12 protein-coding genes and 1 pseudogene are annotated in these 16,531 nt (G+C 45.9%); 3 read left to right on the top strand and 10 right to left on the bottom strand.

Annotated features, from left to right (window positions below):
• Positions 1 to 36 precede the first annotated feature (36 nt).
• From RG608_RS05270 to rsmH, 5 genes are all read right to left on the bottom strand, one after another.
• Positions 37 to 1,380 (bottom strand): DEAD/DEAH box helicase, encoded by a 1,344-nt coding sequence (locus RG608_RS05270; RefSeq protein ID WP_002920069.1) that lies wholly within the window; start codon positions 1,378 to 1,380, stop codon positions 37 to 39.
• 104 nt (positions 1,381 to 1,484) lie between these two features.
• A complete protein-coding gene (gene mraY / locus RG608_RS05265) occupies positions 1,485 to 2,468 on the bottom strand; it encodes a phospho-N-acetylmuramoyl-pentapeptide-transferase (RefSeq protein WP_308946656.1) in 984 nt (327 codons plus the stop codon).
• Between the two features lies 1 nt (position 2,469).
• Positions 2,470 to 4,758, bottom strand: a complete 2,289-nt coding sequence (gene pbp2X / locus RG608_RS05260) for a penicillin-binding protein PBP2X (protein ID WP_126435182.1) — start codon at positions 4,756 to 4,758, stop codon at positions 2,470 to 2,472.
• Complete coding sequence (gene ftsL / locus RG608_RS05255) at positions 4,748 to 5,071, bottom strand: cell division protein FtsL (RefSeq protein WP_002893529.1); 324 nt, start codon at positions 5,069 to 5,071, stop codon at positions 4,748 to 4,750. The genes pbp2X and ftsL overlap by 11 nt, the downstream gene beginning before the upstream one ends.
• Before the next feature lie 7 nt (positions 5,072 to 5,078).
• Entirely contained in the window at positions 5,079 to 6,029 is a 951-nt protein-coding gene (gene rsmH / locus RG608_RS05250; RefSeq protein ID WP_308946655.1) for a 16S rRNA (cytosine(1402)-N(4))-methyltransferase RsmH, read from the bottom strand.
• Positions 6,030 to 6,229: 200 nt separating this feature from the next.
• Here rsmH and RG608_RS05245 point away from each other — a divergent pair, with 200 nt between their 5' ends.
• Genes RG608_RS05245 through RG608_RS05235 form a run of 3 tightly spaced genes read left to right on the top strand, consistent with a single transcriptional unit; the run spans position 6,230 to position 7,208 of the window.
• Positions 6,230 to 6,445: a helix-turn-helix transcriptional regulator gene (locus RG608_RS05245; protein WP_002893537.1), complete on the top strand. Its 216-nt coding sequence runs from the start codon at positions 6,230 to 6,232 to the stop codon at positions 6,443 to 6,445.
• 47 nt (positions 6,446 to 6,492) lie between these two features.
• Positions 6,493 to 7,035 carry a DUF3278 domain-containing protein gene (locus tag RG608_RS05240; RefSeq protein ID WP_308946654.1) on the top strand — a complete coding sequence of 181 codons (543 nt, stop codon included), beginning with the start codon at positions 6,493 to 6,495 and terminating at the stop codon, positions 7,033 to 7,035.
• Entirely contained in the window at positions 7,032 to 7,208 is a 177-nt protein-coding gene (locus RG608_RS05235; protein WP_002927526.1) for a hypothetical protein, read from the top strand. The genes RG608_RS05240 and RG608_RS05235 overlap by 4 nt, the downstream gene beginning before the upstream one ends.
• A gap of 57 nt (positions 7,209 to 7,265) precedes the next feature.
• Here the strand turns inward: RG608_RS05235 and RG608_RS05230 are convergent, their stop codons facing one another.
• The 5 genes and pseudogenes from RG608_RS05230 to RG608_RS05210 form a co-directional block, all read right to left on the bottom strand.
• Entirely contained in the window at positions 7,266 to 7,523 is a 258-nt protein-coding gene (locus RG608_RS05230) for a DUF896 family protein (RefSeq protein WP_308946653.1), read from the bottom strand.
• A gap of 22 nt (positions 7,524 to 7,545) precedes the next feature.
• The gene (gene glyS, locus RG608_RS05225) at positions 7,546 to 9,585 is read right to left on the bottom strand and encodes a glycine--tRNA ligase subunit beta (protein ID WP_308946652.1); all 2,040 of its coding nucleotides are present in this window, start codon (positions 9,583 to 9,585) and stop codon (positions 7,546 to 7,548) included.
• Between the two features lie 2 nt (positions 9,586 to 9,587).
• Positions 9,588 to 10,505 (bottom strand): glycine--tRNA ligase subunit alpha, encoded by a 918-nt coding sequence (glyQ, locus tag RG608_RS05220; protein ID WP_308946651.1) that lies wholly within the window; start codon positions 10,503 to 10,505, stop codon positions 9,588 to 9,590.
• Positions 10,506 to 10,704: 199 nt separating this feature from the next.
• A complete protein-coding gene (locus RG608_RS05215) occupies positions 10,705 to 11,466 on the bottom strand; it encodes an elongation factor Tu (protein WP_308946650.1) in 762 nt (253 codons plus the stop codon).
• A 313-nt stretch (positions 11,467 to 11,779) separates the two neighbouring features.
• Positions 11,780 to 16,300, bottom strand: a pseudogene (locus tag RG608_RS05210) (S8 family serine peptidase).
• Positions 16,301 to 16,531: the final 231 nt, after the last annotated feature.

Raw genomic sequence — 16,531 nt, 5'->3', positions numbered from 1 at the left:
TATTTTTCTTATCACAGCGATAAGAAAAGTATATCACTAAAAGGTTTGGCGCTTAGCCTTACGCTCTGCCCGGCCACGCGCACGATTCTCTGCTCGCTTAGTCTTGCGGCGCTTCTCGTTCACCGCCCACTGGATTTTTTTCTTGTAGCCTGGTTTGATTTTTTTCTTTTTCTTCTTGACCAGCCCCAGCATTTCCGTATCCAGCTTCTCCCGGCTCTTTTCCCGATTGGCCCGACGGTCTCGGTCGTAGGTGTCCTGGAACTCGTCATCTTTTATCATCTTGGGAATGAACTTAATCCCCATCTTTTCCAACTCCCGAATATCTGAGTCGTCACTCGGCTGGTAGAGAGTAATGGCTGTGCCGGGAAGACCATTACGGCCGGTCCGGCCTACCCGATGGACAAAGAAAGACAAGTCCTGAGGAATGGCATCGTTGATAACATGGCTGACACCTTCGATATCAATCCCCCGCGCTGCCAAGTCAGTAGCGACAATGTACTCAAAATCCAGATTTTTGACCTGATTCATGATACGCTTGCGCTCCCGCGGAGCAATATCTCCATGAATTTTAGCAACTTTGAGCCCTTGGGCTGTCAGATAGCTGTGCAGCTCATCTGCCCTCGTCTTGGTATTGACGAAAATCATGGCCAGATAAGGCTGCAGGAGTTGACTGATTTGATATATCTGGGCATTCTTGTCTCGTCCCTTGGTTGACAAGAGCCAGTTTTCAATGGTGTCGGCAATGACCGTCTTGGTCTTAATCTGCTCAATGACTGGATTAGACAGGTATTTTTTCAAAAAAGGCTGAAGCTTCTGTGGAATGGTCGCTGAAAAAACAAGAAACTGCAGGTCTTTTGGCAACCGGCCTGCAATCTTATCAACCGTCGCCAAAAAGCCCATGTCCAGTGTCATATCTGCCTCGTCAACGACAAAGGTCTTGGCCTTGTGAATGGCCAAGTCGCCAGACTCTACCAAGTCATAAATCCGCCCCGGCGTTCCGATGACGATATGAGGCTGACTGGACTCTAACTTCCCAATCTGCCGAGCCTTGTCAGTTCCACCGACATAATTGGCCACCCGAATCTCTTTTTCAGAAAAACTAGCTAACTGACGAGCGGCCTGATAAATCTGCGCTGCCAGCTCCCGACTTGGGGCTGTAATAACAGCCTGTACGCTGTCTGCTTCCTCATCCAGCATTTGAAAGATCGGCAACAAAAATGTGTGGGTCTTACCAGAGCCTGTCTTGGACTCACCGACCAAATCCCGACCTGACAATACCACAGGAATCAGCTTTTCTTGGACTGGAGTCGCTTCAACGAAGTTCAAATCCCTAAGCGCTTCCTGAATATAATCTTTAAACTTAAATTCTGTAAATTTCATCTTGTCCTCTATTCTATTATCCTAACTATTATACCAAAAAAATAACCATCCTGCTTACCCTCAAATCTAAGAAGCAGAAAAGCGAGCCAGAGACTCGCTTCTTGCTATAAATATAGGATAGCTAGGGTCAAAAGACTGCCCACGATACCGATTCCCCAGAAGAAGAAATCGACCTTCCACTCGCTCCACTCTTTGCCATGGCCAGTTAGGCCTCCCAGTTCAAAGTGGTGATGAACCGGAGTCATCCGGAAAATCCGCTTGCCGCCGGTCAGCTTGAAGTAGGTCACCTGCATCATTACAGAAGTTGTTTCAAACACATAGACGATTCCAATCAAGAGCAGGGTCCACTCTTGGTGAAGGGAAATGGAGATAGCAGCCAGCATACCGCCCAAAGCCAAGCTTCCTACATCTCCCATGAAGATTTTAGCAGGCTTATGGTTGAAGACAAAGAAGCCTAGCAAGCCGCCAATCATGCTAATGATGACAATCAGAATATCAAAACGCTTCTGCTCAACAGCAATCACAGCATAGGCTACCAAGCTAATGACCACCGAAATGCTGGCCAAACCATCAATTCCATCCGTCAGATTGACAGCATTGGAGAAGCCAATCAGCCAAAAAAGTACGAAAAAGATATAAAGGAAGCCCAGATGGACAGGAACGGTGAAGACATTCAGCTGGTCGCCAGCTCCGTGCTGATTGTAAAAGAAGTAAAAGACAACTCCACCGACCAGCTGCAGAAACAATTTCTGCTTGGGATTTAGACCCTCGTTGATCTTACGAAACACCTTGAGAAAGTCGTCCAAAAAGCCGACAACACCATACAGGACCAAGATAAAAAGAATCATGATCAAGCCGTTGGACAGCTGATGCGAAATCAAACCTATAACAAAGCTGGCCAGAACGGATGTCAAGAGAAAGACTGTACCACCCATGGTTGGCGTTCCAGCCTTGGCCTGATGCTGCTTAACATCTTCGTGCATCTGTTGGCCTGTGATACGAGCCTTATGGTAAAAACGAATAAAGGCAGGAATGCCGATGATAGTTAGGATAAAAGTTACGATTCCTGCAATAAGAGTAATAAGCATATTAGTCTCCCATTGTAATTGTTATTTTCTTGAGATTTTTCAGCGACGTATTGGTCTTCTCGCTCTGCTTGACGACCTTGGAGCCCTCTCCTTTGAAAGTGACTTCGATGTCCTGCCACTTGGCAAAACGTTCGACATTGGCCTTGGTCCAGCCGTACATATCAGGCAGACTGTCTAAATCATCTGACAAGATTAAAACCTGTTGGTTGGCCTTAAGATTTTTGCCCTCTTTGACAGATACTTTTTTAATCTTGCCACCTGTTCCCAGCACAATTGGCTGGACTAGGTTGCGGCGCAATTCATCTGCCAGACCGCCAGGACTGATTTGATGTTTCAGACCTAGTTGCTTGGTCAGTTTTTCTACGGACGGCATTTTATAACTGGTTTCTTCAGTGACTGTTTCAAGAGCTGGAGTTGCCTCCGTTGTCAGATTAAGGCTGTCTTTGAGAGCGACTGCTTCTTCCAAGACCGGATTGACCACTTCCTGCCAGAATATTGGCTGGAATTTTTCCTCAGGCTGCTGAACAGTCACATACATGATAAATTCAGGATTTTCTGCCGGCGTCATGGCAACAACTGAATAGATATAATCGTTCTCGCCCTCTAGATAACCATTTTCAGAAGCGATCTGAGCGGTCCCTGATTTGACGGCGACATTCTGACCAGCCACTTGAATGACGGGTTCTCCACCAACATTCAGGGTTCCTTTGTAGGGGTCTGTTCCGACTTGAACCATATAATCCCGAGTGGTTTGAGCTGCTTTTTCTGAGACAGGATTTCCGATAATTTCCGTCGCAGTCTTACGAGCTGTATTGGTTTTAGGATCATGGATAGCATTGATAAACTTAGGCTCCACCATGACACCATCATTGGCTACGGATGAGAAAGCCCGCAGCATCTGCACCTGTGTCACACCAATCCCTTGACCGAAAGAACTCATGGCAATCGTAACATAGTTATCACCTGGCAGGGAGCCATAGGTTTCATTCCCCATACCAAAGCGAGTCGGCAGACCAAACTTAAACTTACTTAAGTAGTCTAGCCACTTGTCATTGCCCATCTTCTGCTCCAGAATGGTCATACCGACGTTACTGGAATAGGTAAATCCTTGGGCAAAGGTCAGCGTTTCCCCTTCTGAAATCCCCATGTTGACGTTCCAGTCCCGAATGGTCGCATCCATGACCTTATACTCTCTGCTATCATAGGTATCGTTAGGATTAAAGCTGCCATTATCAATAGCTGAAGCCAGAGTCATGACCTTCATGGTAGATCCAGGCTCGTACTGACCTTGATAGAGCATGGTGTTCCAGTTGCCCAGATTTTTCTCATTCAAGCCTTCCTTAGTATCTGCATTATAGGTCGGCCTTTGAGAAGTGGCTAGGATTTCGCCGGTCTTGGCACTGACCAAGGTTGCATTGACAAACTTGCCTTTGACCTTTTCTTGGAAGGCGTTCATCCGCGTTTCTAGGTAGGTTTGCAAATCAGCCGACAGCGTTGTATAGACATCCTTACCATCCTCTGCCTGTACAGAGACCTTTTCTGACCCAGGCACAACATTACCATTTCGGTCTTTTTCGTAGGTCACAATCCCATTCTGACCAGCAAGAACCCTATCCAGAGCCTGCTCCATGCCAGAAGTCCCTTTCAGCGTCTTATTACCTTCCTTATCCTCTTGCAGCTGGGCAAGACCAATAAACTGGGAGGCAAACACGCCGTTATTATAACTGCGGTTAGGACTGGTAGTAAAGTCAATCCCTTCAATACCAGCAGCTTCAAAGGCTTCCCGCATAGCATTCATATTACTGTAGGTAATGCCATTGCCCTGTGCCCCGAAGGAAACCTGCTTGAGATTTTTCTGCGACAGCTGGGTTTTGACGTAGTCCTTATCCAGCTCTAGGTATTGATTGAAAATCTCTGCCACCTTATCATACTGGGATTCTTCTACGTAGAGAATCTTGCCAGTAGCTGACTTGTAACTCTTGTCAATAATGGCATAGACATTATAGGTCGTGGCATCCTCTGCAATGGGAACTCCATTTCGGTCATAGATTGTTCCCCGCCGGGCAGCGACTGTGACCGTCTTTTGATGGACTACTTCTGCACCCTTTGATAGATTAACCCCGAACTTCTGGTCTGTCCCGATAATGATGGCAAAATTAATCAAGAAAACGAAAAAGAGAAAGATAGCTAAGATGCTCATGCTCTTTCCCACTTGTCGCCGATTGTATTCAGGGGTTTGCCTATTTTTCAGGGCGTATTTTTTAATTCTTTCAAAAATTCTATTCTTCATCCGTTGAACTCACTGTTTTACGATTTCCCTTCTGGAGTTTCATATCCTGAGAGCTGGCTAACTGGGACAGTCTTTCATAGCGGGTCAGTTCATTGACTTCCTGCTTGATGTCGGCTAGTTCTGTCTGCTCCGCTTCAATCTGTGTATTGACTTCCGTCAAATCCCGATCCACCTGCAATAGCTTGGTCTGCATAAAGACAATGCTGACCGCTAAAATAATAGCAGTCAAAACGATAGAGCCGTAAAAGGCCTTCTCAACTCGGGAAAATTTTCTCATCTGATCTTGAAGCGGGTTTGGTCTTTTTTCTGACATTTCTTCCTCACTTGTGTATCTTACGGGCCACGCGCAGCTTGGCGGAATGAGCCCGGTTATTGCTTTCTAATTCTTCTTTGCTTGGTAAAATTGGTTTGCGGCTGACCAGCTCCAGCTTAGGCTGCAGTTCATCTGGGATGAAGGGCAGGCCCTTGGGAACATCCACTGTTGACGCCTCCTTGAAAAGCTGCTTGGTCAGACGGTCTTCTAGCGAATGAAAGGTAATGACCGCAATCCGGCCGTCCGCCGCCAGCAGATCAATAGCTTGTTGAATAGACTCATCCGCAGCTCCCAACTCATCATTGACCTCAATCCGGATGGCCTGAAAAATCTGCTTGGCTGGATGACCTTTCTTCTTCAGCTCCTTAGCTGGCTTAGCCGACTTGATAATTTCAGCCAGTTCTGTCGTTGTTTCAATAGGCTTGACACTTCTAGCCTGCTCAATCTTGCGAGCAATCTGCTTAGAAAACTTATCTTCGCCGTATTTAAAAAAGATTCGTACTAAATCCTGATAGCTATAATGATTGACAACCTCAAAAGCTGTCAAGGCTGCCTCGCGGTTCATGCGCATATCCAAAGGCGCATCCTGTTTATAGGAAAAACCACGCTCACGCTGATCCAGCTGAGGGCTAGAAACGCCTAAGTCATAACAAATCCCATCAATTTCTTCCACACCGGCTTCTTGCAAACGGCTCTTGAGGTGGCGGAAATTGTCCTTGATAAAAGTCACCATCCCCCGCTCTAAATAAGGAGCCAGGCGCTTTTTAGCATTGTCAATAGCTGTCTGGTCCTGATCAAAGGCATAGAGATGCCCCTCATCCCCGAGCTGGCTCAAAAGATATTCGCTGTGACCAGCACCCCCAAGGGTCGCATCGACATAGATGCCGTCAGGCTTAACAGCCAGCTGGTCAACCGTTTCATGAAGAAGAACAGTAATGTGATGAAATTCGTTTGTCATATCTTACTTATTATATCACATTCAAAAGCAAAAAAAAATTTAAAAGAAAAAGTAAGCGGATGAAATCCTTTTTTAAATTTTTTGTCATATATACTTGACACATTTTCCAAAAAGTATTATACTAGCATAAAATAAAAGTCAAATATAACTGACAAAGTTAGTGAAAGCTATCAGTTATAGCATTAGAAAGGAAGGGTGTAATGAATCGTGTCAAAGAATTTCGAAAAGAAAAAAAGATGTCTCAGCTAGAGTTGGCCAAGTCTATCGGGGTATCGCGGCAAACTATCAATATGATTGAAAACAACAAATACAACCCCACCCTCGAGCTCTGTATCAATCTGGCTAGAGCGCTGGATACTGACCTCAACGCCCTCTTTTGGGAACCCCAGCTGACAGATGAAGATTCAAATGACTAAGAGTTTTTTCCTGCAGCAAATTTCATACCTAAAGAAAGGACTAAAAAATGAAAAAAGAAACATTCTCAGACAAGATGATCAAACGATTTTACGGCATTACCGGACCTTTGGACGAGCAAAAGCGTCAACAGGCTGAACACTTAGGAAATATAGGCTTTATTTGGCTTTTCTTTATTCTGATTTTTGGCAATGCTATCGCCTTTCCCCTAGCCTTTCGCTGGCCCCAAATTATCGCTGTTGCCTATCCTATCCTGCTGGAAATCCTTATCCTCGGCTTCTGTGTCTATATAGTCATTCAAGCACGGCGCAAAGGAATTGATGACCTAGAGCTAGAACTTCAGGATGCCAAGGAAGAAAGGGCCATGAAGCATGCTGGTCTCAAAGCAGGTTTCTCCTATTGGCTACTCTTTTACCCTCTCTTTAGCATCATGATAGCTGTCATGGAAAAGAAAGATATCCTACAAGTTTTGCTTCAACCTAAACTTATTGTAACTGGATTAGCCGCAGGCCTTGGATTTGGACTGATTATGCATTTCATTGCCAAAGGAAAGATTCGTCAAGCACAAAAAAAGGAGGAAGAAGACCTATGAGACTCAATCTCAAAGAAAAAATGGATTTAGGGATTCTATCCCTCATTATTGCCATCGCTGCTTATTTCTTTTTCCGTATCACGGAGCCTTGGATTTTCTGGCTGGATGTAGCAATCATCGTTAGCTGCATCTATGTAGCCCTCCGCATTTTGAAAAAACGTAAACAAGAATAAAAGAACCCCTCGACAGGAACTTTCTAGCTTCCTAGCGAGGGATTTTTTTATATTTACTTAAGACTCTGGGTCATCCAGACTGCGGCCATGAAGACCTTTCTCGCGCTGAACTTGACGCAACTTCTCAGGTGTCACATCATTGCCTTCCTCGTCAACAATCTTAATACCTTCGATGTGATGACGAACAGAACGACGATAGCCTTCGATATACTCTTCACGAAGCTTGGCTTGTTCCACTTTTTCCTCAGCAGTTAAACCTTCCGTTTTTTTCTTTTTAGCCAGTTCATTAATACGGGCAATTTTTTTAGGATCCATGATTCTACCTCTCTCTTACCTTTTATTTGGTATTAATCTGATTAAACTGCGCCAACTGGCCAGCCTTGGCTGTCAAAGAAGCTAGGAGAGCTAGGCGATTGTTACGCACAGCCTCATCTTCTGCCATGACCATGGTATGGTCAAAGAAAGCATCGATAACTGGACTGAGAGCAAAGAGTTGGTCCAGATTGGCAGCTAAGTCTGCCGTCAGCTCCACTGCTTCAATAGCAGCTGCCAAATCTTTTTCCTCTTGATTTTCAAAGAGAGCTGGATTGACAGCTGTCTGCCCTTGGGCTTTCTCAGCTAGATTAAAGACACGAGACAGGCTTTCGACTGCTGACTTGAAGTTGTCTTCCTGAGCTTTTTCTGCTAGGAGCGCAGCTGTTTCTACTAAATCGCGTACGACAAAGTTAGTGCTTTGAAGAACAGCCGTCACGATGTCTTTTGGAATGTTACGATCCATCATTTTCTCAACGCGGGCACGGAAGAAGTCCAGCACAGCATCTTGATTGTCATAGCTTAAGCTATCAAACTTGAGTTCGCAAAGTCGACCAAGAAGCTGAGCTAAGTCAATGTTCCAGCCAAACTTGTCCAAGATACGCACAACACCCTGAGTCGCACGTCGCAGAGCATAAGGGTCATTGGAACCGCTTGGAATCAGCCCAACTGAAAAGAAGGACAGAATGGTATCCAGCTTATCAGCCAGAGCCAAGACTGCTCCGACCTTGGTGTCAGGCAATTCACCATCGGCCGAAGTCGGCATATAGTGCTCCCGAATGGCAGCTGCCACCGCAGCATTCTCACCAGCCAGAAGAGCATACTTTTCACCCATGATACCTTGCAACTCATCAAATTCCCCAACCATGCCAGTCAGCAAATCAAACTTATAAATAGTTGCTGCACGAGCCAAGTCGGCTGTCTCATCAGCATCCAATCCTGCTTCTTGCGCCAAGAGAGCAGCAATCTTGCCAGTCCTCTCCATGTGCTCTGCCAGAGAGCCAATCTTTTCGTGGAAGGTCACATTGCCAAGTTTTTCAACCAAGTCGGCAATAGCCAGCTTTTGGTCTTCCCGCCAGAAGAATTCCCCATCTTCCAGACGAGCCACCAAGACTTTCTCATTTCCCTTGATGACATTTTCTAAGTGCTCTGCATTTCCGTTGCGAACAGAGATAAAGTGCGGCAAAAGTTTGCCTTCAGCATCGCGCACAACAAAATAACGCTGGTGCTCTTTCATGGAAGTCACCAAGACTTCTTCTGGCACCTCTAAATATTTAGCATCAAAATTACCTAGGAAAGCAGTTGGATATTCTACCAGATTCAAGACTTCATTGAGCAGGTCTTCGTCAATTTCGATAGAAACACCGTGCTCCTCTTCCAGTGCTCGAATCTGCTCGACAATCATATCTCCCCGCTCAAGAGGACTAGCAATGACAAACTGAGCCCGTAGATCATCTTCATAAGAATCTGCTGAAGCAATCTCCGTTTCTTGACCCAAGAAGCGGTGTCCTCGGCTAGTACGGCCGCTCTTGATATCCAAGAAATCCAAGTCAAAGGCCTGCTCATCTAAGAGTACAGTCAAGGTGTGGACTGGGCGGATGTATTCAAAGGTGTTGTTGGCCCAGTGCATGCTGACAGGGAAGGTCAGGGCTTGCAGAACTTCTGTCACTGCTGGGATGATCTCTTCTACAGGGCGACCGACCTCTTCCTTGGTCACATAGACATATTCTTCCCCCTTAATTTCGCGGAAAGTAATGTCCTCAACCGTCAAGCCCTTGCCACGGACAAAGCCTTCTGCAGCCTTGGTAAAGTTCCCATCTGCATCCAGAGCAATTTTCTTAGAAGGGCCTTTGAAATCTTCGGTCAAATCAGACTGCTTGTCCGCCAAGCCAACCACGTGCACCGCCAAACGGCGAGGCGTAGAGAACATTTCAATTTTCTCAAAGGTCAGACGATGGTCTGTCAGGAAGGCTCCCATCTTGTCGCGCAGCTGCTTCATGCTCGGTGTCACGACATAGGCTGGCATTTCCTCCAAGCCTAATTCAACTAATAAATTTTTTACCATGATTATTCTCCCTCCTCTGCCAAGAGTTTCTCGCGAATCTCAGCATCCAAAAGTGGGTAGCCTAGACGCTTGCGCTCAGCCACAAAGGTCTTAGCCACAACACGAGCCAGATTACGAATACGGGCAATATAACCAGCCCGTTCTGTCACAGATACAGCGCCACGCGCATCCAAGAGGTTAAAAGTATGCGAGCATTTGAGAACATAGTCATAGGCCGGGTGCACCAGATGCTCGTCCAGACAGCGCTTAGCTTCCGCTTCAAACTTCTCAAAATTCCCCAAGAGCAAGTCTTGGTCGCTGACCTCAAAACTGTACTTAGAATGCTCATACTCAGGATGCGTGAAAATTTCGCCGTACTTAACGCCATCAGCCCACTCAATGTCGTAAACAGAGTCCACTTCTTGAATATAAGAAGCCAAACGCTCCAGACCATAAGTCACCTCAGCAGTTACTGGCTGAGTTGGCAGACCTCCGACCTGCTGGAAGTAAGTGAACTGAGTGATTTCCATACCATCCAACCAAACTTCCCAGCCCAGACCAGCCGATCCAGTTGACGGGTTTTCCCAGTTATCCTCGACAAAGCGGATGTCATGCTCCAATGGATTGATTCCCAAGAGCTCCAAAGACTGCAAGTAAAGTTCTTGGATATTGCTTGGAGATGGCTTCATGACCACCTGAAATTGATGGTGCTGGTAAAGACGGTTGGGATTTTCCCCATAGCGCCCATCTGCTGGCCGGCGAGACGGCTCTACATAGGCCGCGTTCCAAGGCTCTGGCCCAATAGCCCGCAGGAAGGTATAGGGACTCATCGTTCCCGCTCCCTTCTCATTATCATAAGCCTGCATGAGCATACAGCCCTGATCATTCCAGAACTGCTGTAAAGTCAAAATTATTTCTTGAAAGGTAAGTTTCTTAGTCATTAGTTATTCCTTTAGTTTCTTGAGATTCTTGCGAAGCCTTCAAAAGGGAACGATTATTTCCCTTTTGAAAAGCTAGTACATCGCCTAGACAAACCGCCCCATAGCGGTTGTCGTTAGTCAATCGAACCTTTAGGTTCGCAATTGACTTTGGCAAGGTGAAATATTAACTTTTTAGACATTTGTTACTCCTTTAGTTTGTTTATATCTCTTTGTCTATTATTTTCTGCTGTATGAACCAATCCAACAAGGGAAGTATTTTATCTGTATTTGCCCACCGATGATAAGAATCAAAGACCGCTTGCACACTGCCTAGATTTTCTACTAACTTGTCAACTGTCAAAAAACTGCGCCAGTATTCATAAAAAATACTAGCATAATTCCCTTGATAAGTCGAAGTACCGAAATCATTCAATGAGTGCCAACCGTGCTTTTTCTGAAAGAGCTTTACGAGAGACTGATTATATGCTTTTTCTGCTCGAAATTCCTCAGCTGTAAAGAAATACTTGCGACTAATATACTCAGCCATACCTTCTTCAAACCAGATATAAGCACCGTATCCCTCAAAGTCATCTGAAAAATGCTCTGACCAATGAGCCAACTCATGGCCTACAATCTGCAAGAGGGAATTTCCTGACAAAGACTTATAGTGGCTCTCTATTGCTCGAGTTTGGTGAGATGTCTCGTAATTCTCCAACTGAAGGAGATACAAATCTTTCCAAACCGGCAACTCGGGAGTCATAACCATCCGCTTATCATTTGTATAAGCCGGCACAGGACTTTCACGAATGATCTGCGTAGCAGAATCAAAATCGGACCAAATGATAGCTTGCGGCAAGTCATAAACCGCAAACTCGTCTTTTAAAAAAGCTAGATAATCCTGCAACTTTGCGGCATTCTTTGCAACGAAATCTCGAAAAGCTACTAATTGATTCTCATCTTTTACAAGATAAAGGTTCTCCATGAATCTCCTTTCTTTCAAACAATAGACTCAGTAAGCAAAAGAACCACATCCGACACCCCTAGGCTTTTCAACCTAGGGGCGTCAAGACGCGGTTCCACCCTAATTTATTACTTCATTGCTTTTGAAATTATATCCGAAAGCGCCATCTGCACTGCTTCCTTATCCGGCTCACACTATCCCGAACTCGCTAAAAAGTAGACAATGAGAATTCTTTCTAAAAAAGATTATAGCAGAAAATAGGGCCAATGTAAAATACTTATCGAAAAATCCCTCAAGTTTCAACTTAAGGGATTTTAACTGACTTGAAAACCAATTAGACTTGTTTAGGTTTTTTCGGTTTAACTACTCTTGGCTTTCTGCCATCGAGTTTTCTTTTTGCCTCTTTGAGGTTGGCAATGGCTGCTTTGACATCTTCCTGGCTGGCACCTGGATCCGCCAAGACTGCCTTAGCCTGTGCATAAGCCTCTAAATAAGCCACCTTAACCGCGTCAGTAGCATAGATAAACTTATTGCTGATAGCTTGGTAATGCACCTCATCATCGACTATCTTCTTGAGATTGGTAAAGTTAGTCGCCTTGCCATCCAGCTTCTTCTCTGCTGTAGTCAGCTGAGCTAGGGCAGTATCGATTTGCTCCTAGGTCACCTTATCCTGCACCAAGAGCAGAGCCACTGCTTGGAAGGCCTTGTCATAAGCGCGGCGAGTTCTATCCTTAGCATTGGCATAAGCACCAGTCTTAGTGGTCGCTGCATAAGCTTCCACAGCTGCCTTGACTGCAGCAAGATCAGAGTCCTTACCGTCTAGATCAGCAGATGCTGTTTCTAGTTTTGCTCTTACGGCATCAACTTGCGCTTGGGTCAGCTTACTTGTCAAAGCTTCCTTGGCTGCCTGATATGCTTGGTCGTAGGCTGTGCGCTTCGCTGCAGAAGCATTGTAATACTGAGCAGCGCTGACCAGACTAGACTGCTGATTGACAGCCGCCAGCAAGCCTGACTTGACGATAACTCCCAGCTTGAGCAGGTTATTCTTGCCCTCTTTGACCTCAACAGTCGGCTCAGTTTCCCAGAGCTCGTAGCCAGTCGGTAGGTTGACAAAGACAGAGTAGAATCCAGCTGCTACAGATCTTCCGAAGGCATGCTTGCCAAACAGTTCTGCTGGAAGCGTATAGGCATCGCCATTGTTATTCTTGAGAACCACTTGAGTATTCTTCGGAACAGCTTGATCAAAGGCAACGCTGACCGGTGCAAAGACCAGCTTCTTGACCAGAAACTCAATCGTCTTAAAGCTATCTTGGGCTGTCAGCTCAAACTCCTGAGTCAGAGCGCTGTAGAAACGAATCTCATCCTTATCATAAGTAAAGATCTCTGCTGTGTAGCGTCCAAACGGCAGAGCATTGATTTGCTTGCCTTTGTCCAGTTCGACATACTTGCCCTTGCTGTCCTTGATTCGATAGACAAAGGTTGACGATACATCCTGACGTGTATTAGCATCAACCAGAGCAACACGGATGCGCCCGTCATTTTCAGCACTGACCAGCTCTGACAGAGCTATGGCATCACGGTTGCCTGCATAGTCCTCTACCACATAGAAAATCTTGGACTTGTCCACTCCTTTTGGCAAGGTGTAGCTGCCATCCGCATTGGCTGAGATGTAAACCCGACGCTCGTAATCACGCTCAATGCCAAAATCATCCACGGCTTTATAGGTCTCTTTCCCTTTTTCATCTGCTTGCAGATAGAAGACCTGCTCTCTCAAAATACCGCCGTTGCCAACATCTTTTGGCTTGCGAGCCGTAAAGATTTCCGCACCATCCTTGGTACTGATATAGCCTGAGCTAATCAAAGGCTTCTGCGTATCGATCTGCAGGTTAAAGCTAATCTGCTGCTCTTTAGCACCTGGTACATCTGGTGTATAGCGAACCACATAGGTATAGAGGCCATCTTCCAACTTCTCACCCTTGCTATCACGACCATCCCAGTATGTATCTTCTAGTAGGTAGGACTTAGGATTGTCTGACTGACCACTATAATAGTTCTTGCGGCTTTCTCTAATCGTGCTGCTCTGCCAGATTGGGAAGCGATAGTCCTTATCATCTGCCGTATAAACACTAGCTGTCAGATTATTGATATTGCGATAGAGAACTGTCCGATACTGGATGCTGTCCTGATTGCCATCACCATTAGGTGAGAAGGCCAGACGAATCTTGCCATCCGCTCCCAGCTGCAGCACATGCTTACCATCCGCATTTTCTGCAGTTCCCAGTACAATTGAGCTGCGAGCAGCTGTTCGACCGGTAGAGTAGAGTGTATCATTTGACTCTGTCACAAGGGAAGATACATTGTCATCAGATAGGATACTCTTGTCCTCTGGCACTGGGTAATAGAAGCCTGACTTGCCTTCTTGGACTAGATCATAGATTGGTCTTTCTACAGCTGGCAGATCTTGGAATTGCCCACGGAAGCCCATAAATGGCAGACTAACCACATCGCCGTCATCCGCTGGATCGACAAAGCGGACAAAGCCTTCTAGGAAATAGCCATTCGGCATCTGCTTGATCAACTCTTCCGCAAACTTAGCAGTATTTACCTTGACCGTCACTTTCTGGCTGCTGTGAGCCTTGACGGTAACTTCTGGCCAAACCGTTTCGGTTAGTTTGCGAGGTGTCAGGGTAAAGTAGCCATCCTTGACCGCATCCGTGTTGGTATTGACAATCATCTTCAGCGTCCGGTCCTTATCAGTGATATTATGAACCGTAACATCAAAGGTGAAACTGTCTTGGACATTGCCCAAGGAAACACTAGGATATTGGTTATCCCCTGTCACATAGAGGCCCGTAGAAATAGCCGCTGCCGTATCTACGATACCTGCACCCTGCTGACGCGGAGAAGTGTAGACACCAGTTTCTTTGTTGACGTGCAGCTTAGCTGTTGACATGATGAGCGCTTTGACCAAATCGGCATTCTGGGCAGGCGTTAAGTCTGGATAGTGCTGAAGCAGATATTCCTTGACCAGAGCCGCTACACCAGCCACATGAGGGGTAGCCATACTGGTTCCCTGCATATTGCCATAGGTATTGTCATTAAGCGAAGAGTAAATATCGCCACCTGGTGCTGTCACATCTGGCTTGAGCAAGCCATCTGTCGTTACACCCCAACTAGAGAAGTCAGACAGACTACCTGCTCCTGGATGCGGCCGATTGACCTTAAGTCCATTAAAGGCCACCTTGTAGTTACCAGCTGCTAAAGCCTCTCCATATTTCTTACTGATAAAGGCTGACGGAACCTTTTTAGATTCATTGTCCAGACTCATAGTTAGGTTAGCTCCGTCAACATTATTGTAGATCAGAGCACCAACTGCACCATGACTGATAGCATTTCTAACCTTTTCAGCAAAGGTAAAGGAACCACGCTGGATTAGGGCCAGCTTACCTGTCAGATCCTTACCAGCAAAGTCCTCTTCACGGCCAAGACCAACATGGACATACTCATATTCCTTGCCCTTTTCAAAGGTTGCATTTGTCTCACCCATGGAGTAGCTGAAATGACCGTTCAAAAGCTTATCGTTCTTTTCCAGACCACGAACTTCCATGACTTCCTCTGTCAGAACAGTGTTATTGACAGAAGCGACTGAGATTGAGCTTTCTGCTGTTGAAGGACTGTCAACTAGACCATAGTCTGGATTTTCAACTAGCGGTTTAGAGTAGCCGCTGCCAAAGGTATTGTCATTACCCGCCGCAATGATCACACTCACCCCCTTGGCCCGAGCGCGCTCAATAGCCGCCTGCAGGCTAGGGCTGACATCAACCGTTGAACCTGTTGCTGAACCTAGACTCATATTGATGGTATCAGCTCCCAAAGCTACCGCATCATCAATGGCTTTGATATAGATAGCGTCGCTTGTTGTGCGCTGACGGTCTGAGAAGACCCGCATAAACATAACTTGTGCTTCTGGCGCAACACCGTAGACATACTCATCATTTGGAGCTTTCTTGTTGGGATTTCCCACTGAAATCCCTGTTACGTGCATACCATGCGAATAACTGTTCTTTTCCTTGATATTGTCATCACCGTCGATATAGTTATAGGCATAGACAACCTTGCTGTTGTACCATTTACCGTAGTCAATACCAGCCTTCTTCTTAGCCTCTTCCAGAGCTGCCTCTGTTTGATACTTGGCCTTTGACGGGTCAGAGATCTTCAGAACCTCATGGTGGACATCCAGACCTGAATCGATAATCGCTACCAGTCTGCCTTGACCTTTATAACCCTGAGACCAAGTCTGAGGAACCTTGATGATCTCATTGGTGCTGATGCTGCTTGGCTTAGCATCGCGAGAAGTTGGCGACTCTGCTACTGCATCAGAATTAGCAGCAGGCTTTTCTGAGTTTGCAGCTGCCGGAGACTCTACAGTTGGACTAGCTGGAGGTGTTGCCTTGGTCTCTGTGGCAGAAGGCTGAGTTACCTTCTCAGCACTTGAAGAAGTCTGTTCTGATGAAGAAGTCGCTCCTTTTTCTACAGGAGCTGTGGCTGCTTCCTTAGCCTCTGTCGTAGAAGGCTGGATAGCTTGCTCTGTACTTGAAGCAGCCGATTCAGAAGAAGCTGGCGTTGCTTTCTCCACAGGGGCTTGATTTGCCGGCTGACTCTCAGGTGTTGCTGCTTGAGAAGCGGACTCAGTCGCTGATACCACAGCAGCAGTCGTCTGACCTTGCCCTGACGAACTAGCTGTCGCCTGCTCATCCGCCTGAGCCTGTCCCGTACCAAAAACCAGAGCAGTTCCTAGCAGAACAGAAGCCAAACCGAACTTGTATTTACGGAGTGAAAAACGTTGTCTTTGCATAGAAGTCTCCTTATCTTTATTTATAAACCATATTATAATAAAAATTTTCTGACAATTCATACAATCCTAACAAATTTAACCAAAACGTAATAATGACGAACGTTATAGTCAAGAAAAGCTATATGATAAAGTTTCAAGCCTCTATTTATTTGAAATACAGAACAAATACATCTTAAAATCCGGAAATAAGAAAAACCAATCAGAACAAGCGCAGAATGGACCAGTTTGATT

The sequence above is a fragment of the Streptococcus sp. IsoGale022 genome, from assembly GCF_031142805.1.
In the GTDB taxonomy this organism is placed as follows: domain Bacteria; phylum Bacillota; class Bacilli; order Lactobacillales; family Streptococcaceae; genus Streptococcus; species Streptococcus sanguinis_A.
The sequence above is the reverse complement of the archived record's forward strand: the minus strand, read 5'-3'. Positions and strand labels throughout refer to the sequence as shown.

What these genes read in the sequence shown, in the direction of transcription:
- rsmH (WP_308946655.1), bottom strand. Translation starts at nt 6,029, where the DNA reads ATGACAAACGAATTTCATCACATTACTGTTCTTCTTCATGAAACGGTT.
- RG608_RS05240 (WP_308946654.1), top strand. Translation starts at nt 6,493, where the DNA reads ATGAAAAAAGAAACATTCTCAGACAAGATGATCAAACGATTTTACGGC.
- RG608_RS05245 (WP_002893537.1), top strand. Translation starts at nt 6,230, where the DNA reads ATGAATCGTGTCAAAGAATTTCGAAAAGAAAAAAAGATGTCTCAGCTA.
- RG608_RS05215 (WP_308946650.1), bottom strand. Translation starts at nt 11,466, where the DNA reads ATGGAGAACCTTTATCTTGTAAAAGATGAGAATCAATTAGTAGCTTTT.
- glyS (WP_308946652.1), bottom strand. Translation starts at nt 9,585, where the DNA reads ATGGTAAAAAATTTATTAGTTGAATTAGGCTTGGAGGAAATGCCAGCC.
- RG608_RS05270 (WP_002920069.1), bottom strand. Translation starts at nt 1,380, where the DNA reads ATGAAATTTACAGAATTTAAGTTTAAAGATTATATTCAGGAAGCGCTT.
- RG608_RS05235 (WP_002927526.1), top strand. Translation starts at nt 7,032, where the DNA reads ATGAGACTCAATCTCAAAGAAAAAATGGATTTAGGGATTCTATCCCTC.
- pbp2X (WP_126435182.1), bottom strand. Translation starts at nt 4,758, where the DNA reads ATGAAGAATAGAATTTTTGAAAGAATTAAAAAATACGCCCTGAAAAAT.
- RG608_RS05230 (WP_308946653.1), bottom strand. Translation starts at nt 7,523, where the DNA reads ATGGATCCTAAAAAAATTGCCCGTATTAATGAACTGGCTAAAAAGAAA.
- mraY (WP_308946656.1), bottom strand. Translation starts at nt 2,468, where the DNA reads ATGCTTATTACTCTTATTGCAGGAATCGTAACTTTTATCCTAACTATC.
- ftsL (WP_002893529.1), bottom strand. Translation starts at nt 5,071, where the DNA reads ATGTCAGAAAAAAGACCAAACCCGCTTCAAGATCAGATGAGAAAATTT.
- glyQ (WP_308946651.1), bottom strand. Translation starts at nt 10,505, where the DNA reads ATGACTAAGAAACTTACCTTTCAAGAAATAATTTTGACTTTACAGCAG.